The organism is Cellulosimicrobium composti (genome assembly GCF_010287905.1).
GTDB classification, from domain to species: Bacteria; Actinomycetota; Actinomycetes; order Actinomycetales; family Cellulomonadaceae; genus Cellulosimicrobium; species Cellulosimicrobium composti.
Genome location: NZ_JAAFAN010000006.1, coordinates 87,935 through 106,944 on the forward strand (window position 1 = coordinate 87,935; position 19,010 = coordinate 106,944).

Consider the following 19,010-nt stretch of genomic DNA (forward strand, 5'->3'; position numbering starts at 1 on the left):
TCACGGCGCGACCTCCAACCACTTCTCGAACGCGAGCGGGCCGATCTCCTCGGGGTCGGTCCCGGTGTCGAACAGGGGCGTGTAGCCCGTCCCGAGGTACAGACCCGCGGCCTCGGGCTGGCGCGGGCCCGTCGTGAGGTACACGCGCCGGTACCCGCGCTCGGCGGCGCGGCGCTCGAGCTCGGCGATCACGACGCGCGCGAGCCCGCGGCGACGGTGCGCCGAGTGCGTCCAGATGCGCTTGAGCTCGGCGGTGCGCACGGCGGGCGTGCCGTCGGGGCGCCGCGCGGACGCGCGCGCGAGGCGGGCGGGGTCGCCGACCTCGGGCTCGGTCCGGCGCCGGAACGCGCCGCCCGCGACGGGCGCGCCGTCCTCCAGCACGAGCACGAGATCGCCGTGCGGCGCCGCGAACTCGTGCGCCGGGTAGTGCTCCATCTCGGCGCGGAGCTCCTCGGCCGTCAGGACGCGCTGGTACCGCGTCCAGTACTCCTGGGACAGCTCGTCGAGCAGCGGCCGCACGAGCGGGTCGTGCATGGCGACGGACCGGATCTCGCGCGCTCGCCGGGCCGCCCCCGGGGCGGCTGGGCGCGCGGCGACCGCGGTCATCGTGGCGCCCTCTCGCCCGCGGTGACCGCGAACGGCACGTGGTTGCCCTCGACCGGCGCGGGGCACGTGCCGTGGTCGCTGAACGCGTACGGGAGGTTGATCGCGCGGTTGAGGTCGAGCCGCACGCGGCCCGTGGTGCCCGGCGCCACGTCCGCGTCCACCGTCAGCACGCGCCACGGCGCGACGTCGTCCGCCTCGTCGCTGAACAGCAGCGCCGCCCCGCCGCCCGGCGCGCCGGTGAGGACGAGCGTCGCGGCGCGCCGGCCGCCGTCGCGCTCCACCACGAGGTCGACCTCGCCGACGGCGCGCGCGTGGTGCACGAGGCCGGGCCGCGCGGCGCCGACGACGACGGGCCGCGACGCGTCGTACCAGCGCACGTCCGCGTCGAGCACCCAGGCGGGGTCGTGCGCGAACGTCGGGACGCCGTCGAACGCGAGCCGCGCGGGCGCGAGCGGATCGCGCAGGCGCACCGCGTACCGGCCCGTGCGTCGCACGACCTCGACGGCGACCTCGCGCGTCTCGCCCGACGCGCCGTCGTGGACGCCGGCCGGGGCGTCCGTCGGAGCGGGCGCGACCGGGTCACGACCGTCCGGCAGGAACGTGCCCGCCACGGACGAGCCGCCCTCCGTGACGACGACGGTCGTCACGTCGTCCCCGGTCGCCGTGCGCACGGCGCGGCCCTCGCTCGCGCGGTGGTGCGCGCCGTCGGCGTCGGCCCACCAGAGACCGGGCACCCCGGGCAGGGCGGCGGGCTCCGCCGGGAGCCAGTGGTACGCGACGAGGCTCAGCCAGCCGTGCGGCGGGCGCAGCGCCTCCTCTCGCTCGGCGTGCCACGCGGCCCAGGCCGCGGCGTCGGGGTTTGCGGTGACGGCGCCCGTGGCGGTCAGCGTGCTCGTGCTCATGGGTCCTCCGGGGTCGGTGCGGTGGGTGGGCGGGGCGATGCGTCAGCCGACGAGCTCGGCCGCGGGCTCGTCCTCGGCGGCGGACGCGGCGCCGGGCCGGGCGAGGCCGAGGTGCTCGCGCAGGGTCGTGCCCTCGTACTCGGCGCGGAACGAGCCGCGCTCCTGCAGGAGGGGGATCACGCGGTCGAACACGTCGTCGAGCCCGCCCGGGGTGAGGTGCGGCACGAGGATGAAGCCGTCCGACGCGTCCTCCTGGACGTGCCGGTCGATGTCGTCCGCGACCTGTTCGGGCGTGCCGACGAAGCCGCCGCGCGAGGTCACCTGGATGACGAGCTCGCGGATCGACCAGCCGTTCGCCTCGGCCTGCTCGCGCCAGGCCGCGGCGACCGCCGCCGGATCCTTCGCGTGCCGCACCCGGCCGCGCGTGATCGACAGGTTCTCGGTGTCGGGGTCGACGTCGGGCAGCGGGCCCTCGGGGTCGTACCCCTCGAGGTCGCGGCCCCACACCTGCTCGAGGAACGCGATCGCCGTCGGGCCCGAGACCTGCTGGAGCCGGATCTCCCGGGCGCGCTCGGCGGCCTCGTCCGGGGTGTCGCCCAGCACGACGACCGTCGCGGGGAGGATCTTCAGCGAGTCCCGCGAGCGCCCGTGCGCGGCGAGCCGGCCCTTGACGTCCTCGTAGAACGCGCGCCCGGCGTCGAACGTCGAGTGCGCGGAGAACACGACGTCGGCGGTCGCGGCGGCGAAGTCGCGACCGTCGGCGGAGTCGCCGGCCTGGAACAGGACCGGGTGGCCCTGGGGACCGCGCGGCGTCTCGAAGAGGCCGACGACGTCCGCGTACGTCCCGTGGTGCGTGACGGGCCGCACGGCGCCGGGACGCAGGAAGTCGCCGGTGATCCGGTCGGCGAGGACCGCGTCGTCGTCCCACGAGTCCCACAGGGCGCGCGCGACCTCGACGACCTCGGCGGCGCGCGCGTACCGCTCCGCGTACGGCAGGTAGCCGCCGCGGCGGAAGTTCGCGCCCGTGAAGGCGTCGGGGCTCGTCACGAGGTTCCACGCGGCGCGGCCCTCGGAGAGCAGGTCGAGCGTCGCGAACTGCTTCGCGAGCTCCCACGGCTCGTTGAACGTCGTGTTGATCGTGCCCGCGAGCCCGAGGCGGTCGGTCACCGCCGCGAGCGCCGCGAGGACGGGCAGCGTGTCGGGGCGTCCCACGACGTCGAGGTCGTGGATGCGGCCCTTGTGCTCGCGCAGGCGCAGGCCCTCGGCGAGGAAGAAGAAGTCGAGCTTCGCGGCCTCGGCGCGGCGCGCGAGGTGCTCGAACGAGGAGAAGTCGATCTGGCTGCCCGAGCGCGGGTCGCTCCAGACGGTCGTGTTGTTGACGCCCGGGAAGTGGGCGCCGAGGTGGATCTGCTTGCGGGGTCGGGTGCTCATGGGGGTCCGTCCGGGCTCAGGCGATCGCCGCGTAGCGGTTCGCGGGGTGCGGGAGGCCGAGGGTGTCGCGCAGGGTCGTGCCGGGGTACGCGGTGCGGAAGAGGCCGGCGCCCTGCAGGAGGGGCACGACGCCGTCGACGACGGCGTCGAGGTCGGTGCTCAGCGACGACGGCCGCAGGAGGAAGCCGTCCGCCGCGCCCGCGCTCGTCCACTCCTCGACCGTGACGGCGAGGTCGCGCGCGGTGCCGACGTGCGTGAGCGAGTCGGTGTCCCACGAGACGCCCTCGAGGTCCTCGAGGAGGTCGAGGCGCGCCTGCGCGCTCGCCCGCGTGTCGCCGACGACGACGTACGCGTCGACGAGCACGCGCAGCGCGTCGGGGTCGCGCCCGGCGTCGGCGGCGGCGTCGCGCACCCGGGCGCGCAGCGCGACCGCCTCGTCGCGCGTCGCCGCGCGGACGCGCACGACGTCGGCACGGCGGGCCGCGAGGTCGAACGACGCGGGCGAGTCGGCCCGCACGACGACGGGCGGCTGGCCCTGCGGCGGCCGCGGGGTGATCGACGGGCCCTTGACCGCGAACCGGATGCCCTCGTGGTCGACGTAGTGCAGCTTCTCGCGGTCCACGAACCGGCCGGTCGCGACGTCGCGGATCTCGGCGTCGTCCTCCCACGAGTCCCACAGCCGCGTGACGACCTCGACCGCCTCGTCGGCCTCGGCGACGGCGTCGGGCTCGTCCTGCGCGGCCTTGCGGCCGAACGCGGCGGCCTCGGCGGGCGTCGTCGACCACCCGACCTGCCACCCTGCGCGGCCGGAGCTCACGTGGTCGATCGTCGCGATCGCCTTGGACACGTGGAACGGCTCGGTGTGCGTCGTCGTCACGGTGGGGACGAGGCCGACGCCCGCGCTGCGCGGCGCGAGGCGCGAGGCGACGAGCGCGGCGTCGAGCCGGCCTCGCACGGTCCCGGTGCGGCCGGGCCGGAGCGTGAACGCGTCGTCGAGGGTGACGAGGTCGAGCAGGCCGCGCTGGGCGGTGGCGACGAGCTCGACGAGGCGCTGGGCGTCGAAGAGGCGCTGCGCCTGCGAGCCCACGGTCCGCCACGCGGCGGGGTGCGCGCCGGCGTCGGTGAGGTCGACGCCGAGGTGGACGGTGCGGGCGGGGGCGGTGTCGGGCATCGCGGGATCCGTTCTCGGTCGGGCGCCGGGCGCGCTCGGGGCGCGGCCGGGTGCCGGAGGGTGGGCAGGGGTGTCCCGCCGCGCGGCGGCAGGGACGGGACCGGGGAGGCCGGAGGGACCCGGTCGGGGGCGTGCGCGCGGGGGCGCGGCGTCAGGGGGTGGGCGTCAGCGACGACAGGTGGCGCGCGCGGGACCCGCGGTCACGGGCGGACAGGGGCACGTCGGCGCGTGCGGGGTGCTCACCGCGGTGCTCGACTCTCGCCGGTCCATCGTCCGTCTCCTTCGTGCCCGTCTCCGGGCTCCGCGTCGTTGCCCCGCGCCGCGCTCCGCGACGCGAGACCTGGTCCTCACCCGGGGCACCCCGCCGCGCGGGAGGGTTGCCGTCCGACGAGCCGGGGCTTGGCGTCGGAGCTCATGACCGTGTCTGGTGGCCGAGGTGCTCGACCTCGGTTGCGCGGGAACTTACGAGCGCCCTGCGGGGGTGTCAACGCACCGTCGAGACCTTCCCACATACTGGACTTAATCGGTCGACTTTGAGCTTCCGGGCCGTAACGTTGCACCAAGTGCATCGATGCACCTAGTGTCATCGGGTGCCCCTGGCCCCCGACCCCGCCACGACCGACGCGTCGTCCGAAGCGACCACCGCGTCGTCAGGCGCGCCCGCCGGCGTCGACCGCCGCGCCGCGCTGCGCGCCCGGCACCACCGCGCCATCGTCGACGCCGCGGCCGCGCTCATGGCGGAGAAGGGCGGCTCCCGCTTCACCGTCGACGAGCTCGCGGCGCGCGCCGACGTCGCCCGGCGCACCGTGTTCAACCACTTCGCGTCGCTCGACGACGTGGTCGTCGAGGTGTGCGAGGACGTGCTGGGCGCCGTCGTCGACGCGCTCGGCGCGAGCGCCGCGGCCCCCGGCACCGACCGCGCGACGCCGCTCGACGACCTCACCGCCGCGCTGCGCGGCACCGACCTCGTCGGCCCCATGGCCTCCCTGACGCGCGCCCTCGGCGGCGGCGCGAACGAGCCGACGCCGCGCGTCACGACGATGGTCGTGCGCGCGTTCACCCACCTCGCCGAGCGCCTGGTGGCCGAGACCACGCGCCGCCACCCGCACGTCGACCCGCTCGAGATCGAGCTGCTCGTCGGCGCGCTCATGGCGGGCCTCATGGTCATCCAGCGTCGGTGGTGGGCCGCGACCGGCGCCGCCGACGACGATGCCTCGCGCCGCGTGTGGGCCGCACTGCTCGACGGGCTCGTCGAACGCACGCGCGCCGGCTGGGCGACCCGCGCCTGACGCCCACCCCCGCACCTGTCACCACCCCGGACCGGACTCCCACCGAAGGACTCTCATGGCCGAACTGCTCTACCGCCTCGGGCGCGCGTGCGCGCGCCGCGCGCGGACCGTCCTCGCCGCGTGGCTCGCGGTGCTCGTGCTCGCCGGGGCGGCGTTCGTCGCGTTCGGCGGGACGCTCGCGAGCAGCTTCTCGATCCCCGGGACGCCCACCGCGGACGTCACCGAGCGGCTGCAGACCGCGCTGCCCGAGGCGTCGGGCGGCACGGGCACGATCGTCCTCACGACCGAGGACGGCGCGCCGTTCACGCCCGAGCAGGAGGCGCAGGTCGCCGACCGGTTCGCCGCGGCCGAGGACGTCGACGGCGTGGAGTCCGTCGTCGACCCGTTCGCCACGCAGACCGAGCTCGCCGACCAGCGGCGGCAGGTCGAGGACGGCCGCACCCAGATCGCCGCGGGACGCGAGCAGATCGAGGACGGCCGAGCACAGCTCGCCGCCGGGCAGGAGCAGCTCGACGCGGCGCGCGCCCAGCTCGACGCGGGGCAGGAGCAGCTCGACGCCGCGCGCGCACAAGCCGAGGACGCGGGCGCGCTCGCGCAGGTCGGGCCGCAGCTCGACGCCCAGCAGGCCGAGCTCGACGCCGGGCGCGCCGAGCTCGACACGCAGGTCGCCGCGCTGGAGAAGCAGGTGGCCGCGCTCGAGGACCAGAGCGCGACCCTCGAGGAGCAGTCGGCGCAGCTCGAGCTCTCCGCGCCGCTGCTCGACATGGCGGCCGACATCCGCCTCGTCTCCGAGGACGGCAGCGCCGCGGTCGCGAGCGTGGTCTTCAGCGAGCCGAACCTCAGCATCGAGCAGGAGACCAAGGACGCCCTCGTCGCGGTCTTCGACGAGCCGGTCGACGGCGTGCGGGCCGACTTCTCCTCCGACATCGCGCAGGGCGTGCCCCAGGTGTTCGGCGTGGGCGAGGCCGTGGGCCTCGTCGTCGCAGCCGTCGTGCTCGTCGTCATGCTCGGCACGCTCGTCGGCGCCGGGCTGCCGATCCTCACGGCCCTCGTCGGGGTCGGCATCGGCGCGCTCGCCGCGATGTCGCTGTCCGGCGTCGTCGAGATGTCGTCCGTGACCCCCGTGCTCGGGCTCATGCTCGGACTCGCCGTGGGGATCGACTACTCGCTGTTCATCGTCAACCGGCACCGGCGCCAGCTCAAGCAGGGCGACGACCTCGCGGAGTCGATCGCGCTCGCGAACGGCACGTCGGGCAACGCGGTCGTGTTCGCCGGCGCGACCGTGCTCATCGCGCTGCTCGCGCTCAACGTCACGGGCATCCCGTTCCTCGGGCTCATGGGGACCGTCGGCGCGCTGTGCGTCGCGATCGCGGTGCTCATCGCCGTGACCCTCACGCCCGCGCTGCTCGGCATGATCGGCCCGCGCATCCTCAGCCGCCGCGAGCGCGCCGCGCTCGCCGCGCTCGCCGGGCCCGCCGCGACGACGGGGGCGTCGGCCGGGACCGCGTCGTCGGAGCCGGGCGCAGCGGGCGGCCTGCCCGCCGCGGAGCCCGTGCGCCCCATGTCGACCGTCCGCGCGGTGGGGACGGCCCTGCTCGCCGTCGTCGCGCTCGGCGTGATCGCCCTGCCCGCGCTCGACCTGCGGACCAACCTGCCCGACGGCTCGTCCGAGGCGCACGACTCCACGCAGTACCGCGCGTACTCGACCGTCGCCGAGGAGTTCGGCGAGGGCACGAACGGGCCGCTGCTCGTCGTCGCCGACCTGCCGGGCGAGCCGACCGAGGCCGAGGCGCTCGAGTACCAGGTGGGCGTGGCCGAGGAGCTGTTCGCGCAGGACGACGTCGTGGCCGTCGCGCCGATCGGGACGTCCGAGGACCGCACGGTCGCGGCGTTCCAGGTGATCCCGGCCGAGGGCCCGACGAGCGAGTCGACCGAGGAGCTCGTGCACGCGCTGCGCGCCCTCGAGCCGCTCGACGGCGAGGTCACGCTCGGCGTCGCGGGCTCGGCCAGCGGCAACATCGACATCTCGGAGAAGCTCGCGCAGGCCCTGCCGATCTACCTCGCGGTCGTCGTCGGGCTGTCGCTCGTCATCCTCGTGCTCGTGTTCCGGTCGATCTTCGTGCCGGTCGTCGCGACGCTCGGGTTCATCCTGTCGTACTTCGCCGCGCTCGGCGGGGTCGTCGCGATCTACCAGTGGGGCTGGCTCGCGGGGGTGTTCGGCGTCGAGACGCCGGGCCCGATCCTCAACTTCCTGCCCACGATCCTCGTCGGCATCCTGTTCGGCCTCGCGATGGACTACCAGCTCTTCCTCGGCTCGGGGATGCGCGAGGCGTACGCGCACGGCGCCCCCGCGCGCGTCGCGATCGTGCAGGGCGTCCGCGCGGGCCGGGCCGTGGTGACGGCCGCGGCGATCATCATGATCTCCGTCTTCGGCGGGTTCGTCTTCTCGCACAGCGCGATGATCCGGCCCATCGGGTTCGCGCTCGCGTTCGGTGTGCTGGTCGACGCGTTCGTCGTGCGGATGCTGCTCGTCCCGGCGCTCATGCACCTCGTGGGCGACAAGGCGTGGTGGCTCCCCCGCTGGCTCGACCGCATCCTGCCCGACGTCGACGTCGAGGGCGCGGCCCTCGAGCGCCGCCACCCGCACCACCACGACGGCCCGGGGGCCGACGCCCCGGACGCCGCGGCCACGGACCCGGACGCGACCGAGCCGGAGCCCGCGCGCCGCTGACCCACCCCGCCGGACCCGCCCGCTCCCCGCACCGCGCCGCGGACGGGGAGGGGCCGGGGTCCGGCGGCCGTCAGGCGTCGTGCGGGGCGAGCGCGCGGCGCAGCGCCGCGAGGCGCGTGCCGACGATGCGGCGGCTCAGCTCCGCGTCGGGGACCATCGCCTCGCTCCCGTGGAACGCGCCCGGGTACACGTGGAGCTCGGTCGGCACGCCGGCGGCCAGCAGCGCGGAGGCGAACGCGACGTCCTCGTCGCGGAAGAGGTCGAGCTCGCCGACGTCGACGAACGTCGGGGGCATGCCGGCGAGGTCCGTCGCCCGCGCGGGCGCCGCGTAGGCGTCCGCCGGACGCCCGGCCAGGTACCACTCCCACGCCTCGACGTTGAACGCGCGGTCCCAGACGAACCCGCCGAGATCGGCGAGCTCGCGCGACGACGGCGTCTCGTGCCGGTCGTCGACCATCGGGTAGACGGCCATGAGGAGGCGGATCGCGGGCCCGCCCAGGTCGCGCGCCCGCAGCGCCGTCGCGATCGCCAGCCCGCCGCCGGCGCTGCCGCCGAAGACCGCGAGCCGCGCCGCGTCGAACCCGAGCTCGCGCGCCGAGCCCGCGACCCACCGCAGCGCCGCGTAGCAGTCGTCGGCGGCCGCGGGGTACGGGGACTCGGGCGCGAGGCGGTAGTTGACCGAGACGACGACGGCGCCCACCGCCTCGGACAGCCGGCGGCACAGGTCGTGCTCGGACTCGAGGTCGCCGAGCCACATCCCGCCGCCGTGGACGTGGAGGATCACCGGCAGGTCGCCCGCCGCACGCGCCGGCCGGTAGACGCGGACGCGCAGCGCCGGGGCGTCGTCCGGCCCGGGAACCACGCGGTCCTCGTGCTCGACGTCGTACGCGCCGGGCGGCGGCGCGACGGACCCGCCGATCAGCGCGAGCGCGGCACGGCGCTCGTCGACGTCACCCGTGCCTCCGCGCGCCGGCACGACGCCGGTGAGCGCGGCGACGACGTCGCGGTAGGCAGGATCGACACGGTCGGCGAAGGTCATGGGCGCTCCGGAGGAGACGGAGGGGCGGGGTACGACGGAGGGCGCCGTCCCCGGCGCCCTCCGTGCAGGTGTGGTTCGGCCGCGAGCCGGCCCGGGTGTCAGCCGAAGATGGCCGGCAGCGTGCCGCGGAAGGCCGCGTCCGCCTCGCTGAGCGGGACGGTGAACAGGCCCGCGACCTCGAGCGCCTCGCCCGACTCGGCGACGGCGCCGGGCTCGGTGCCCGTCTCGCCGATCTTCAGGACGGGGACGCCGCGCGCGACGCACGCGTCGACGAGCTTGGACTCCTCGCCGCGGGGCACCGCGACGAGCGCGCGGGCCGTCGACTCGGAGAACAGCGCCTCGAACGGCGTGACGCCGTCGCGCTCGGTCAGCGCGTCGAGCGACACGGTGGCCCCGACCCCGAAGCGCAGCGACGCCTCGAGGAGCGCCTGCGCGAGCCCGCCCTCCGAGAGGTCGTGCGCGGCGGACACGAGGTCGTCGCGGCTCGCGTTGACGAGCACGCCGGCGAGCGCCTTCTCCGCCGCGAGGTCGACCTGGGGCGGGAGACCGCCGAGGTGACCGTGCTCGACGTCGGCCCACGCCGAGCCGTCGAGCTCGGCGCGCGTGGTGCCGAGCAGGTAGATGCTCTCGCCCGTCTCGCGCCAGCCGGACGGGGTCGCGTGCGCGACGTCGTCGAGCACGCCGAGCACGCCCACGACCGGGGTCGGGTGGATCGACGAGTCGATCTGCCCCGGCTCGCCCGTGCCGTTGTAGAGCGACACGTTCCCGCCCGTCACGGGCACGCCGAGCTCGCGGCACGCGTCCGCGAGGCCCTCGATCGCCTCGACGAGCTGCCACATCGAGTCCGGGTCCTCGGGCGAGCCGAAGTTGAGGCAGTCGGTCACGGCGAGCGGGCGGGCGCCCGTCGTCGCGACGTTGCGGTAGGCCTCGGCGAGCGCGAGGCGCGCGCCCGTGCGCGGGTCGAGCTTGCCGTAGCGGCCGTTCGCGTCCGTCGCGAGCGCGACGCCGAGGCCCGTGGACTCGTCGACGCGGACCACGCCCGAGTCGTCGGGCTGCGCGAGCGCCGTGTTGCCCTGGACGAACCGGTCGTACTGGTTGGTCACCCACTCCTTGGACGCGAGGTTCGGCGACGCGAGGAGGCGCAGGGCCGTCGCGCGCAGCTCGTCGCCCGTCTCGGGGCGGGCGAGCGCGTCGGCCTCGACCGTGCGGGCGTTGAGCCCGTCCTGCCACGCGGGTCGCGCGTACGGGCGGTGGTACACCGGGCCCTCGTGCGCGACGGTCCGCGGGTCGACGTCGACGATGCGCTCGCCGTGGTGGTCGATCGTCAGGCGCCCGGAGTCGTTGACCTCGCCGATGACGGCGGTCTCGACGTCCCACTTGGCGGTGATGGCGAGGAACTCGTCGAGCTTCTCCGGCGCGACGACCGCCATCATGCGCTCCTGCGACTCGGACATGAGGATCTCGCCCGCGTTGAGCGTCGGGTCGCGCAGCAGGACGTCGTCGAGCCACACGTGCATGCCGCCGTCGCCGTTCGAGGCGAGCTCCGACGTCGCGCACGAGATGCCGGCGGCACCGAGGTCCTGGATGCCCTCCACGACCTGCGCCGCGTAGAGCTCGAGGCAGCACTCGATGAGGACCTTCTCCATGAAGGGGTCGCCCACCTGGACGCTCGGGCGCTTGGCGGGCACGCCGTCCTCGAACGTCTCCGACGCGAGGATCGAGGCGCCGCCGATGCCGTCGCCGCCCGTGCGGGCGCCGAACAGCACGACCTTGTTGCCGACGCCCGAGGCGTTGGCGAGGTGGATGTCCTCGTGGCGCAGCACGCCGAGGCACAGCGCGTTGACGAGCGGGTTGCCCTGGTACGAGGAGTCGAAGACGAGCTCGCCGCCGATGTTCGGCAGGCCGAGGCTGTTGCCGTACCCGCCGACGCCGCTCACGACGCCGTGCACGACGCGCGCCGTGTCCGGGTGGTCGACGGCGCCGAAGCGGAGCTGGTCCATGACGGCGACGGGGCGCGCGCCCATGGAGATGATGTCGCGCACGATGCCGCCGACGCCCGTCGCGGCGCCCTGGTAGGGCTCGACGAACGACGGGTGGTTGTGCGACTCGACCTTGAACGTCACGGCCCAGCCGTCGCCGATGTCGACGACGCCGGCGTTCTCGCCGATGCCGACGAGCAGGTGCTTCCTCATCTCGTCGGTGGTGGCCGCGCCGAACTTCGACAGGTGCACCTTGGACGACTTGTAGGAGCAGTGCTCGGACCACATGACGGAGTACATGGCGAGCTCCGCGGCCGTGGGGCGGCGCCCCAGGATGTCGCGGATGCGCTGGTACTCGTCGGGCTTGAGGCCGAGCTCGGCGTACGGCTGGACCTCGTCGGGGGTCGCGGCGGCGTGCTCGACCGTATCGAGCGCGGGGCGTGCAGAAGCCTGGGATGCGGGGGCGGTCATCGGTTCCCTCGGGTGGGCGCTGAGCGGGGAGCGCACGACGGCGCACGGCCAGTCTACCGGCGCGACGGCTCGGTCCGGCCGCGCGTCTCGCAGCGAGGGCACGCGCGGTGGGGCGCCGGTCGACGCCCGCACGCTCAGGCGGTCAGCCCGACGACGACGGCGAGCACCCCGAGCGCGGGCGGCACGAGCTGGACGAGGGCCGCGCGCGCCTTCGACGGCGACGACACGAGCAGCACGACGCCGGCCGCGGCCATCGACCCCGCCCCCGCGACCACGAGGGTGAGGCCCACGTCCCGCCGGTCCGCGGCGTACAGGACGATGCCGAGCACGACGAGCACCGCGAGGAACAGGTTGTAGAAGCCCTGGTTGAACGCGAGCTCCTTGGTCGCCGCCGCCTCGTCGGGGGACGTGCCGAACGTCGCGCGCGTGCGCGGGCTCGTCCAGGTCAGCGACTCCATGACGAAGACGTACCCGTGGATCGCCGCGGCGACCCCTGCCAGCACCAGCCCGACCGCGATCATCGTCGGCCCCTCCCGGTCCGCGAGGCCGCACGGTGCCGGACCCGGCGCACCGCGCGGGACCGCTGCCTCAGCGCTCCTCAGCGTTCCACAGCAGGGGCTCCGCGGCCGCGAGCGCCACGGCGAGCGCGCCGAGCGCGAGCCCGACGCGCGTGTGCGGCAGTCGCGCGCCGCGCGCCCGGAGCCGTTCGCCGCGCCGGTAGGCCCACCGCTCCCCCGCGACGACCGCGGCCGTGGCGAGCGCGAGCCCGGTCGCGACGCCCGCGACGGCGACGCCGGTCGGCACCGGGGCGACCTCCTCGGCGTCCGCCGCCCACGAGTCATCCCCCTCGGGGCGCCCCGCGGCGGCGGACGTCGCGGCGTCCGCACGGTCCCCGACCGGCGCGCCGTCCACGCCGGTCCCGACGTCCGCACCGGTCGTGCCGCCACCGGCCGCGCGGACCGCCTCGCGCAGCGAGCGGACGCCCTCGCGTGCCTGCTCGCCCTCGTCGGTGGACGTGAGCGTGAGCGCGACGCCGGCCGTGGCGACGGCGGTCTTGGCGAGCGCGCGCGCCCAGCGCGGCTCCACGACGTCCGGGACGGCGTACCACGCGAGGGTGGACAGCCCGGCGATCGCCGCGGTGCGCGGGTCGACGGCGCGGCGGGTCGGCGCGTGCTCGGTCATCGTGCCCCTTCGTCGGGTGGCGGGTGCGTCCCTCGGTGCCAACGCCCCGGCGCGGCCGGGAGTTCCGGCGTCGTCGCGGGCCCGGGCCGGTCAGCGTCCGGCGGCGCGCAGGCGCTCGCACAGGTAGCGGACCGCGGGCGCGTCGGTCATCGTCGCGCGCCACACGACCGTCACGGGGCGGGTCGGGACGGGCTCGCGCACCGGCACCGCCACGACGTCGGCGGGCAGGGGCCCGCGCCCGAGCCGCGGGACGAGCGCGACGGCGAGGCCCTGGGCCACGACCTCGACCTGCGACGCGAACTCGAGGCACCGGAAGTCGATGCGCGGGACGCGCGGCTCGCGCGCGAACATGTGGCAGAACCACTCGTAGCAGATCGTGCCGTCCGGGGTGCAGACCCAGGTCTCGTCGACGAGGTCCGCGGGCGTGAGCGCCGACCGGCCCGCGAGCGGGCTCGACCGGTGCACGAGCACGTCGGCCTCGTCGCGGAACAGCTCCTCCGCGCGCAGGCTCGGCGGGAGCGCGAGCCGCACGCCCTCCCAGTGGTGCACGAGCGCGAGGTCGAGCGTGCCCGCCGCGACGGCGGCCACGGCGTCCCACGGCTCGGCCTCCTCGACGACGAGCCGCAGGTCGGGCACGTCCTGCCGGACGGCGGCGACGAGCGGCGCGACGACGCCGCGCACCGCCGTCGAGAACGACCCGAGGCGCACGGTCCCGGTGGGGCGGGCGCCGGCGTCGTGGAGGCGGGCCCGCAGGGACTCGACCTGCTCGCGCAGGAGGCGCCCCTCCTCGACGACGCGCCGCCCCGCGGCGGTGAGGACGACGCCGCGGCCCTCGCGGTCGAGCAGGCGCGCGCCGAGGTCGCGCTCGAGGCGCTTGACCTGCTGCGAGACGGCGGACGGCGTGTACCCGAGGTCGCGGGCGGCGGCGTGCACCGTCCCGGTCCGCTCGACGGCGAGCAGCGCGTCCACGGCGGCGAGGTCGATCATGCGTCCAGGCTAACGGGAAGCGGCGCTACCGGGAACCGTGCACGACCGTGCGATGGACGTGCACGGTGCGCAGAGCGCACGCTCGGAGGCATGCCCCTGCGCTCGTCCCTGCTCGCCGTCCTCGTCGCCGTCCTGTGGGGCGTGAACTTCGTCGTCATCGACCTCGGCCTCGGCGACCTGCCGCCCACGCTGTTCGTCGCGCTGCGGTTCGTCGTCGTGCTCGTCCCCGCGATCTTCCTCGTGCCCCGGCCGCGGGCCCGCCCGCGCGACGTCGTGCTCGTCGGCGCGTTCATGAGCCTCGGCCAGTTCGGCCTGCTGTACACCGCGCTCGCGCTGGGCATGCCCGCGGGCCTCGCGTCGCTCGTGCTCCAGGCGCAGGTCGGGCTCACCGTGCTGTTCGCCGCCGCGGCGCTGCGCGAGGTCCCCACGCGCTCCCAGCTCGTCGGCGTCCTCGTCGGCGCGGCCGGGCTCGTCGTCGTCGGCGCCGGGCGCAGCGCGTCGACGCCGGGGCTCGCGTTCCTCGTGACGCTCGCCGCCGCCGCGTCGTGGGCCGTGGGGAACGTCGTCGCGCGCCGGGCGGGCAGCCGAGACGCGAGGGTCACCGCGCCGGCCGCGCGCACGGACCGCCCCGCCCGCCCGCCGCGGCCCGGGCTGGACGGCCTGTCGATGACCGTGTGGTCCGCGCTCGTCGTCCCCGGCCCGCTCCTCGCGCTGTCCCTCGTGGTCGACGGGCCGGACGTCGTCGGGCACGCGCTCACCCACCTCACGCCCGCTCCCGTGCTGTCCACGCTCTACACGGCGTGGCTCGCGAGCCTTGTGGGCTACGGGATCTGGAACACCCTCCTCGCGCGGCACCCCGCGTCGGCGGTCGTCCCGTTCACGATGCTCGTGCCCGTCGTCGGGATGCTCTCCGCGTGGATCGTGCTCGACGAGGTGCCGAACCCGGCCGAGCTCGTGGGCGGCGGCGTCCTGCTGCTCGGCGTCGCGACCACGACGGGCGTCCTGCGGCGCCGGGCCACGCCCGCGCGTGCCGCGGCCCTCGCGGCCTCCGCCGTGCCGGACCCGGTGCGTGACGCGGCGGACCGTCCCGCGGCGAACCCCCGGCCCGGCCCGCCCGAGGCGGCGACACGCGCCCGTTCGCGCTGACAGGACGGTCGCGCGGGGGTTCCATGGAGGGCAGGGGACGTCCGGGACGCGAGGGAGCTTCTCATGAGCCAGACCGCGGGTCGCACGGAGGAACGGCAGCCGGAGCTCAAGCGCGTCATGGGGCCCAGGCTGCTCCTGCTGTTCATCGTCGGGGACATCCTCGGCACGGGCGTGTACGCGCTCACCGGCCAGGTCGCGGGCGAGGTCGGCGGCGCGGCGTGGCTGCCGTTCCTGCTCGCGTTCGTCGTCGCGACGATCACCGCGTTCTCCTACCTCGAGCTCGTCACGAAGTACCCGAGCGCGGCCGGCGCGGCCCTGTACACGCACAAGGCGTTCGGCATCCACCTGGTGACGTTCGTCGTCGCGTTCATGGTCATGAGCTCGGGCATCACGTCGGCCTCGACCGCGTCGAACGCGTTCGCGGGCTTCGTCTCCGACGGGTTCGGGCTCGAGCTGCCGACGGGCGGGGACGGCCGCCTGCTCATCGCCCTCGGCTTCATGGCCCTCGTCGCGCTCGTCAACCTGCGCGGCGTCGGGGAGAGCGTCAAGGCGAACGTCGTGCTGTCGCTCGTCGAGCTGTCCGGCCTGCTGCTCGTCATCTTCGTGGGCCTGTGGGCCACGACGCAGGGCCGCGCCGACTTCTCGCGCGTCGTCGTGTTCGAGAGCGCCGACGACAAGAGCGTGTTCCTCGCCGTCACCGCCGCGACGACGCTCGCGTTCTTCGCGATGGTCGGGTTCGAGGACTCCGTGAACATGGCCGAGGAGTGCAAGAACCCCGTGCGGGACTTCCCCCGCATGATGCTCACCGGGCTCTCGATCACGGGCGCGATCTACGTGCTCGTCGCGATCACGGCCGTCGCGCTCGTCCCGGTGGGCGACCTCACGGACGACGCCAAGGGGTCGGCGCTCACGCAGGTCGTCGCGGCGGGCGCGCCGAACCTGCCGTTCGACACGATCTTCCCGTTCATCGGGATGTTCGCCGTCGCGAACTCGGCGCTCATCAACATGCTCATGGCGTCCCGCCTGCTCTACGGCATGGCGAACCAGGGCGTGCTGCCGCGCGCGTTCGGCCAGGTGCACCCGTTCCGCCGCACGCCGTGGGTGTCGATCCTCGTGACGACGGCGATCGCGTTCGCGCTCATCGTCTACGTCGTGCGGCAGTCGGCGACCCCAGGCGGGGCCAACGCGGTCGCGCTCCTCGGTGGCACGACGTCGCTGCTCCTGCTCGTCGTGTTCACCGTCGTCAACGTGGCCCTCCTCGTGCTGCGTCGCGACGAGGTCGACCACGAGCACTTCCGCACCCGCACCTGGCTCGCGGTGCTCGGCGCGCTCACGTGCGCCTACCTCGCCGGGCCGTGGGCCCGCAGCCCCGAGCAGCAGGAGCAGTACCTCATCGCGGGCGCGCTCGTCGGGCTCGGCATCTTGCTCTCGTTCGTCACGTGGCTGTACAACCGTGCGGTGCGCCACCGCCAGATCGCCTTCTCCGACGTCTCCCGGCTCGAGGACGAGATCGACGACCGCTCCGGCGACGACGGCGCGGCGCGGTGAGCGACCCCGCGCCGGGCGAACCGTCGCGCCGACCCGCCCCGGACCGCGTCGGCCCGGTCGACGCCCTCGCCTTCCTCTGCGAGATCGCGCTCCTCGTCCTGCTGGCCGTGGCCGGCTGGCGCCTCGGCGCGGCGGCCGACGTCCCGGGCACGGCGCGCGTCGCGCTGTCCGTCGTCCTCGCGCTCGCGCTGCCCGGCCTCGCCGTCGTCGTGTGGGCCCGCTGGCTGGCGCGCACCGCCGCGCGGCGGCTCCCGCAGCCGTGGCGCCTCGACGTGCAGATCGCCCTGTTCGTCGCGGCGGGCCTCGCGATCGCGGGCGTCGGGCTCGTGTGGTGGGGCGTCGGTCTCGCGCTCGTCGGCACGACGGCGTTCGCCCTCACCCGGGACCGCTGACCCCGGGCGGGGGGAACGCCGTCGTGCCCGCGTGGACGGGCGTCAGGCCGAGCGCTGCCGCGTCCGGAACGCCTGGGTCGCGACCCAGCCCATGACGACGGCGGCGAGCGCGAGGAGGCCGAGCCGGCCCCACACCACGCCCCAGTCGGGCGACGCGGCGAGCGCCTCGCGCCCGGCCACGACGGCCCAGTCGAACGGGTTGTAGCGTGCGACGTCCGCGACCCACGCCGGGGACAGCCGCGTGTCCATCACGGCCGACGACAGGAACATGAGCGGCAGCGTGATGAGCTGCGAGATGCCGATGAGCGCCTCCTGCTGCCCGGTGAGCAGGGCCGTCGCGTTGCTCAGCGCGGAGAACAGCGCGGTGAGCAGCACGACCGCGAGGAGCAGCGCGAGGACGCCGAGCGTCGTCTCGCCGGGCGTGCTGCCGAACCGGGCCCCGCACAGCCACGCGACGGCGAGCACGACGAGCGCCTGCCCGACGGCGACGACGGCCTGGTAGGTCATGGTCGACGCCACGAGCGCGCCGCGCGACGTCGGCGAGGTGAGGAACCGGTCCATGACGCCGCGGTCCATGTCCTGCACGAACGACGAGCCCGCCCACGCGGCGCCGAACATCGCCGTCATCATGACGACGCCCGGCGTGATGAACTCCAGGTACGTGCCCCCGGTCGAGAACCCGGGGATCTCGACGACGGACCGGAAGAGCTGGCCGAACAGGAGCAGCCAGATCATCGGCTGCACGAGGTTCATGACCATGAACACGGGGATGCGCGCGCCCTGGCGCAGCGCCCGGGCGGTGAGCAGCCCGGTGTGCACGACGGCGGTCATGCGGCCACCTCCTCGGCCGCGGCACCCGCGTGGTCCCCGGCGGCGGACCGGCCGCCGGCCTGGGCCGCGGCGAGGCTCCGGCCCGTGTGCCGCAGGTAGACGTCGTCGAGGCTCGGCCGCGCGAGCGTCGCCGACGCGACGGGCAGGCCCGCGGCGTCGAGCCCGGCGAGGACGGCGGGCAGCGCGACCGCGCCGGCGTCGGCCCGCGCGCGCAGGGTCCGGCCCTCGACCCGCACGTCCCGGACGCCGCTCGCGCGGACCGCGTCGGCGACGCGCCCGGCGAGGGAGGCGCCGTCGTCGGGCGCGCCCGGGGCGAGCTCGACGACGATCCCGTCGCCGCGGAGCTCGTCCTTGAGCGCGTCGGGCGTCCCGGCGACCACGACGCGGCCCTCGTCGACGATCGCGACGTTCGCGGCGAGGCGGTCCGCCTCCTCCAGGTAGTGCGTGGTGAGGAGGATCGTCATGCACTCGACCGCCGTCATGCGCTCGATCTCCGCCCACATCTCCGCGCGCGCCTCGGGGTCGAGGCCCGTCGTCGGCTCGTCGAGGAACAGCACCTGGGGGCGGTGGACGAGGCCCATCGCGACGTCGAGCTTGCGGGCCATGCCGCCGCTGTACGTCGTCACGAGGCGGTCGGCCGCGTCCGTGAGGGAGAACCGGTCGAGCAGCTCGGCGGCGCGCGCTCGCGCGTCGCGCGCGCCGAGGCCCTGGAGGCGGCCCGCGAGGACCAGGTTCTCGCGCCCCGTGTCCATGGGGTCGGTCACGGGCTTCTGCGCGACGTACCCGATCGCGCGCCGCACGCGCTCCGGGTGCCGCGCGACGTCGGTGCCCGCGACGTGGGCGGTGCCCGAGTCGGCGCGGCTCAGCGTCGCGAGGATCTTGGTCGTCGTCGACTTGCCGGCACCGTTGGGGCCGAGCAGGGCGAAGACGGTGCCGGTCGGCACGGCGAACGACAGTCCGTCGAGCGCGCGCACGGGCGGGCGGCCGCGGCCCCCGGGGTAGGTCTTGCGCAGCGCGACGGCGTCGATCGCCGTCCCGGGCGCACGGGTAGCAGGTGGCACGGTAGGGCTCCTTCTGTCAGGAGCCGTCTCGCCGGGGCCGGTCCCTCCCGCGCGGATAGCATGGGAGGGCCCTGGGTGACTGTTGACGCAGCAGTTCCGTCGGTCCGGCGGGACGACTCGGGCTCGGTGGCCCGGATGTTGGCGCCTGCGGGCCCCCCCGCGTGCGGCGGCCGCGGGGGGGGGGCCGCCGGGGGGGGGGGGGGGGGGGGGGGGGGGCGGGGGGGGGGGGGGGGGGGCCCCCGCG

General features: G+C 75.7%; 16 protein-coding genes and 1 riboswitch. Of the genes, 5 read left to right on the forward strand and 11 right to left on the reverse strand.

Translation table 11 applies throughout. The annotated features are described in order from the left end of the window. From GYH36_RS03100 to GYH36_RS03115, 4 genes are read right to left on the reverse strand one after another with little or no spacing between them, the layout of a single operon-like run. Positions 1–606 (reverse strand): GNAT family N-acetyltransferase, encoded by a 606-nt coding sequence (locus tag GYH36_RS03100; RefSeq protein WP_024839045.1) that lies wholly within the window; start codon positions 604–606, stop codon positions 1–3. Continuing rightward, positions 603–1,508, reverse strand: a complete 906-nt coding sequence (locus GYH36_RS03105) for a DUF1684 domain-containing protein (protein WP_024839046.1) — start codon at positions 1,506–1,508, stop codon at positions 603–605. The genes GYH36_RS03100 and GYH36_RS03105 overlap by 4 nt, the downstream gene beginning before the upstream one ends. A gap of 42 nt (positions 1,509–1,550) precedes the next feature. Then, positions 1,551–2,939, reverse strand: coding sequence for an NtaA/DmoA family FMN-dependent monooxygenase (locus GYH36_RS03110; RefSeq protein WP_024839047.1), 1,389 nt, complete (start codon positions 2,937–2,939; stop codon positions 1,551–1,553). Positions 2,940–2,955: 16 nt separating this feature from the next. Continuing rightward, positions 2,956–4,110: an LLM class flavin-dependent oxidoreductase gene (locus tag GYH36_RS03115; RefSeq protein WP_162289070.1), complete on the reverse strand. Its 1,155-nt coding sequence runs from the start codon at positions 4,108–4,110 to the stop codon at positions 2,956–2,958. A 300-nt stretch (positions 4,111–4,410) separates the two neighbouring features. Beyond that, positions 4,411–4,530, reverse strand: a riboswitch (SAM riboswitch). A gap of 170 nt (positions 4,531–4,700) precedes the next feature. Between GYH36_RS03115 and GYH36_RS03120 the strand changes: the two genes are divergently transcribed. Beyond that, the gene (locus GYH36_RS03120) at positions 4,701–5,399 is read left to right on the forward strand and encodes a TetR/AcrR family transcriptional regulator (protein WP_024839049.1); all 699 of its coding nucleotides are present in this window, start codon (positions 4,701–4,703) and stop codon (positions 5,397–5,399) included. A gap of 55 nt (positions 5,400–5,454) precedes the next feature. Continuing rightward, on the forward strand, positions 5,455–8,130 hold the full coding sequence (locus GYH36_RS03125) for an MMPL family transporter (protein ID WP_162289071.1): 2,676 nt from the start codon (positions 5,455–5,457) through the stop codon (positions 8,128–8,130). A 70-nt stretch (positions 8,131–8,200) separates the two neighbouring features. On the opposite strand, the gene GYH36_RS03130 is transcribed toward GYH36_RS03125, so the two are convergent. The 5 genes from GYH36_RS03130 to GYH36_RS03150 all read right to left on the reverse strand — a co-directional run bounded on the left by GYH36_RS03130 (position 8,201) and on the right by GYH36_RS03150 (position 13,788). Next, on the reverse strand, positions 8,201–9,169 hold the full coding sequence (locus GYH36_RS03130; protein ID WP_162289072.1) for an alpha/beta hydrolase: 969 nt from the start codon (positions 9,167–9,169) through the stop codon (positions 8,201–8,203). A gap of 98 nt (positions 9,170–9,267) precedes the next feature. Then, positions 9,268–11,619 carry a phosphoribosylformylglycinamidine synthase subunit PurL gene (gene purL, locus GYH36_RS03135; protein ID WP_024839052.1) on the reverse strand — a complete coding sequence of 784 codons (2,352 nt, stop codon included), beginning with the start codon at positions 11,617–11,619 and terminating at the stop codon, positions 9,268–9,270. Positions 11,620–11,753: 134 nt separating this feature from the next. Further along, on the reverse strand, positions 11,754–12,140 hold the full coding sequence (locus tag GYH36_RS03140) for a DUF1304 domain-containing protein (protein ID WP_115941877.1): 387 nt from the start codon (positions 12,138–12,140) through the stop codon (positions 11,754–11,756). A 67-nt stretch (positions 12,141–12,207) separates the two neighbouring features. Continuing rightward, on the reverse strand, positions 12,208–12,801 hold the full coding sequence (locus GYH36_RS03145) for a hypothetical protein (protein WP_115941876.1): 594 nt from the start codon (positions 12,799–12,801) through the stop codon (positions 12,208–12,210). A gap of 90 nt (positions 12,802–12,891) precedes the next feature. Then, the gene (locus GYH36_RS03150) at positions 12,892–13,788 is read right to left on the reverse strand and encodes a LysR family transcriptional regulator (RefSeq protein WP_162289073.1); all 897 of its coding nucleotides are present in this window, start codon (positions 13,786–13,788) and stop codon (positions 12,892–12,894) included. A gap of 90 nt (positions 13,789–13,878) precedes the next feature. Between GYH36_RS03150 and GYH36_RS03155 the strand changes: the two genes are divergently transcribed. The 3 genes from GYH36_RS03155 (at position 13,879) to GYH36_RS03165 (ending at position 16,874) form a co-directional block, all read left to right on the forward strand. After that, complete coding sequence (locus tag GYH36_RS03155; RefSeq protein WP_162289074.1) at positions 13,879–14,934, forward strand: EamA family transporter; 1,056 nt, start codon at positions 13,879–13,881, stop codon at positions 14,932–14,934. A 63-nt stretch (positions 14,935–14,997) separates the two neighbouring features. Continuing rightward, positions 14,998–16,482 (forward strand): APC family permease, encoded by a 1,485-nt coding sequence (locus GYH36_RS03160; RefSeq protein ID WP_162289075.1) that lies wholly within the window; start codon positions 14,998–15,000, stop codon positions 16,480–16,482. After that, positions 16,479–16,874 carry a YrdB family protein gene (locus tag GYH36_RS03165; protein WP_115941872.1) on the forward strand — a complete coding sequence of 132 codons (396 nt, stop codon included), beginning with the start codon at positions 16,479–16,481 and terminating at the stop codon, positions 16,872–16,874. Before GYH36_RS03160 ends, GYH36_RS03165 begins: the two co-directional genes overlap by 4 nt. 42 nt (positions 16,875–16,916) lie before the next feature. Here GYH36_RS03165 and GYH36_RS03170 read toward each other — a convergent pair whose 3' ends face one another. Together GYH36_RS03170 and GYH36_RS03175 are read right to left on the reverse strand one after the other, a co-directional pair. After that, entirely contained in the window at positions 16,917–17,705 is a 789-nt protein-coding gene (locus tag GYH36_RS03170) for an ABC transporter permease (RefSeq protein ID WP_115941871.1), read from the reverse strand. Further along, on the reverse strand, positions 17,702–18,766 hold the full coding sequence (locus tag GYH36_RS03175; RefSeq protein WP_312028482.1) for an ATP-binding cassette domain-containing protein: 1,065 nt from the start codon (positions 18,764–18,766) through the stop codon (positions 17,702–17,704). The genes GYH36_RS03170 and GYH36_RS03175 overlap by 4 nt, the downstream gene beginning before the upstream one ends. Positions 18,767–19,010: the final 244 nt, after the last annotated feature.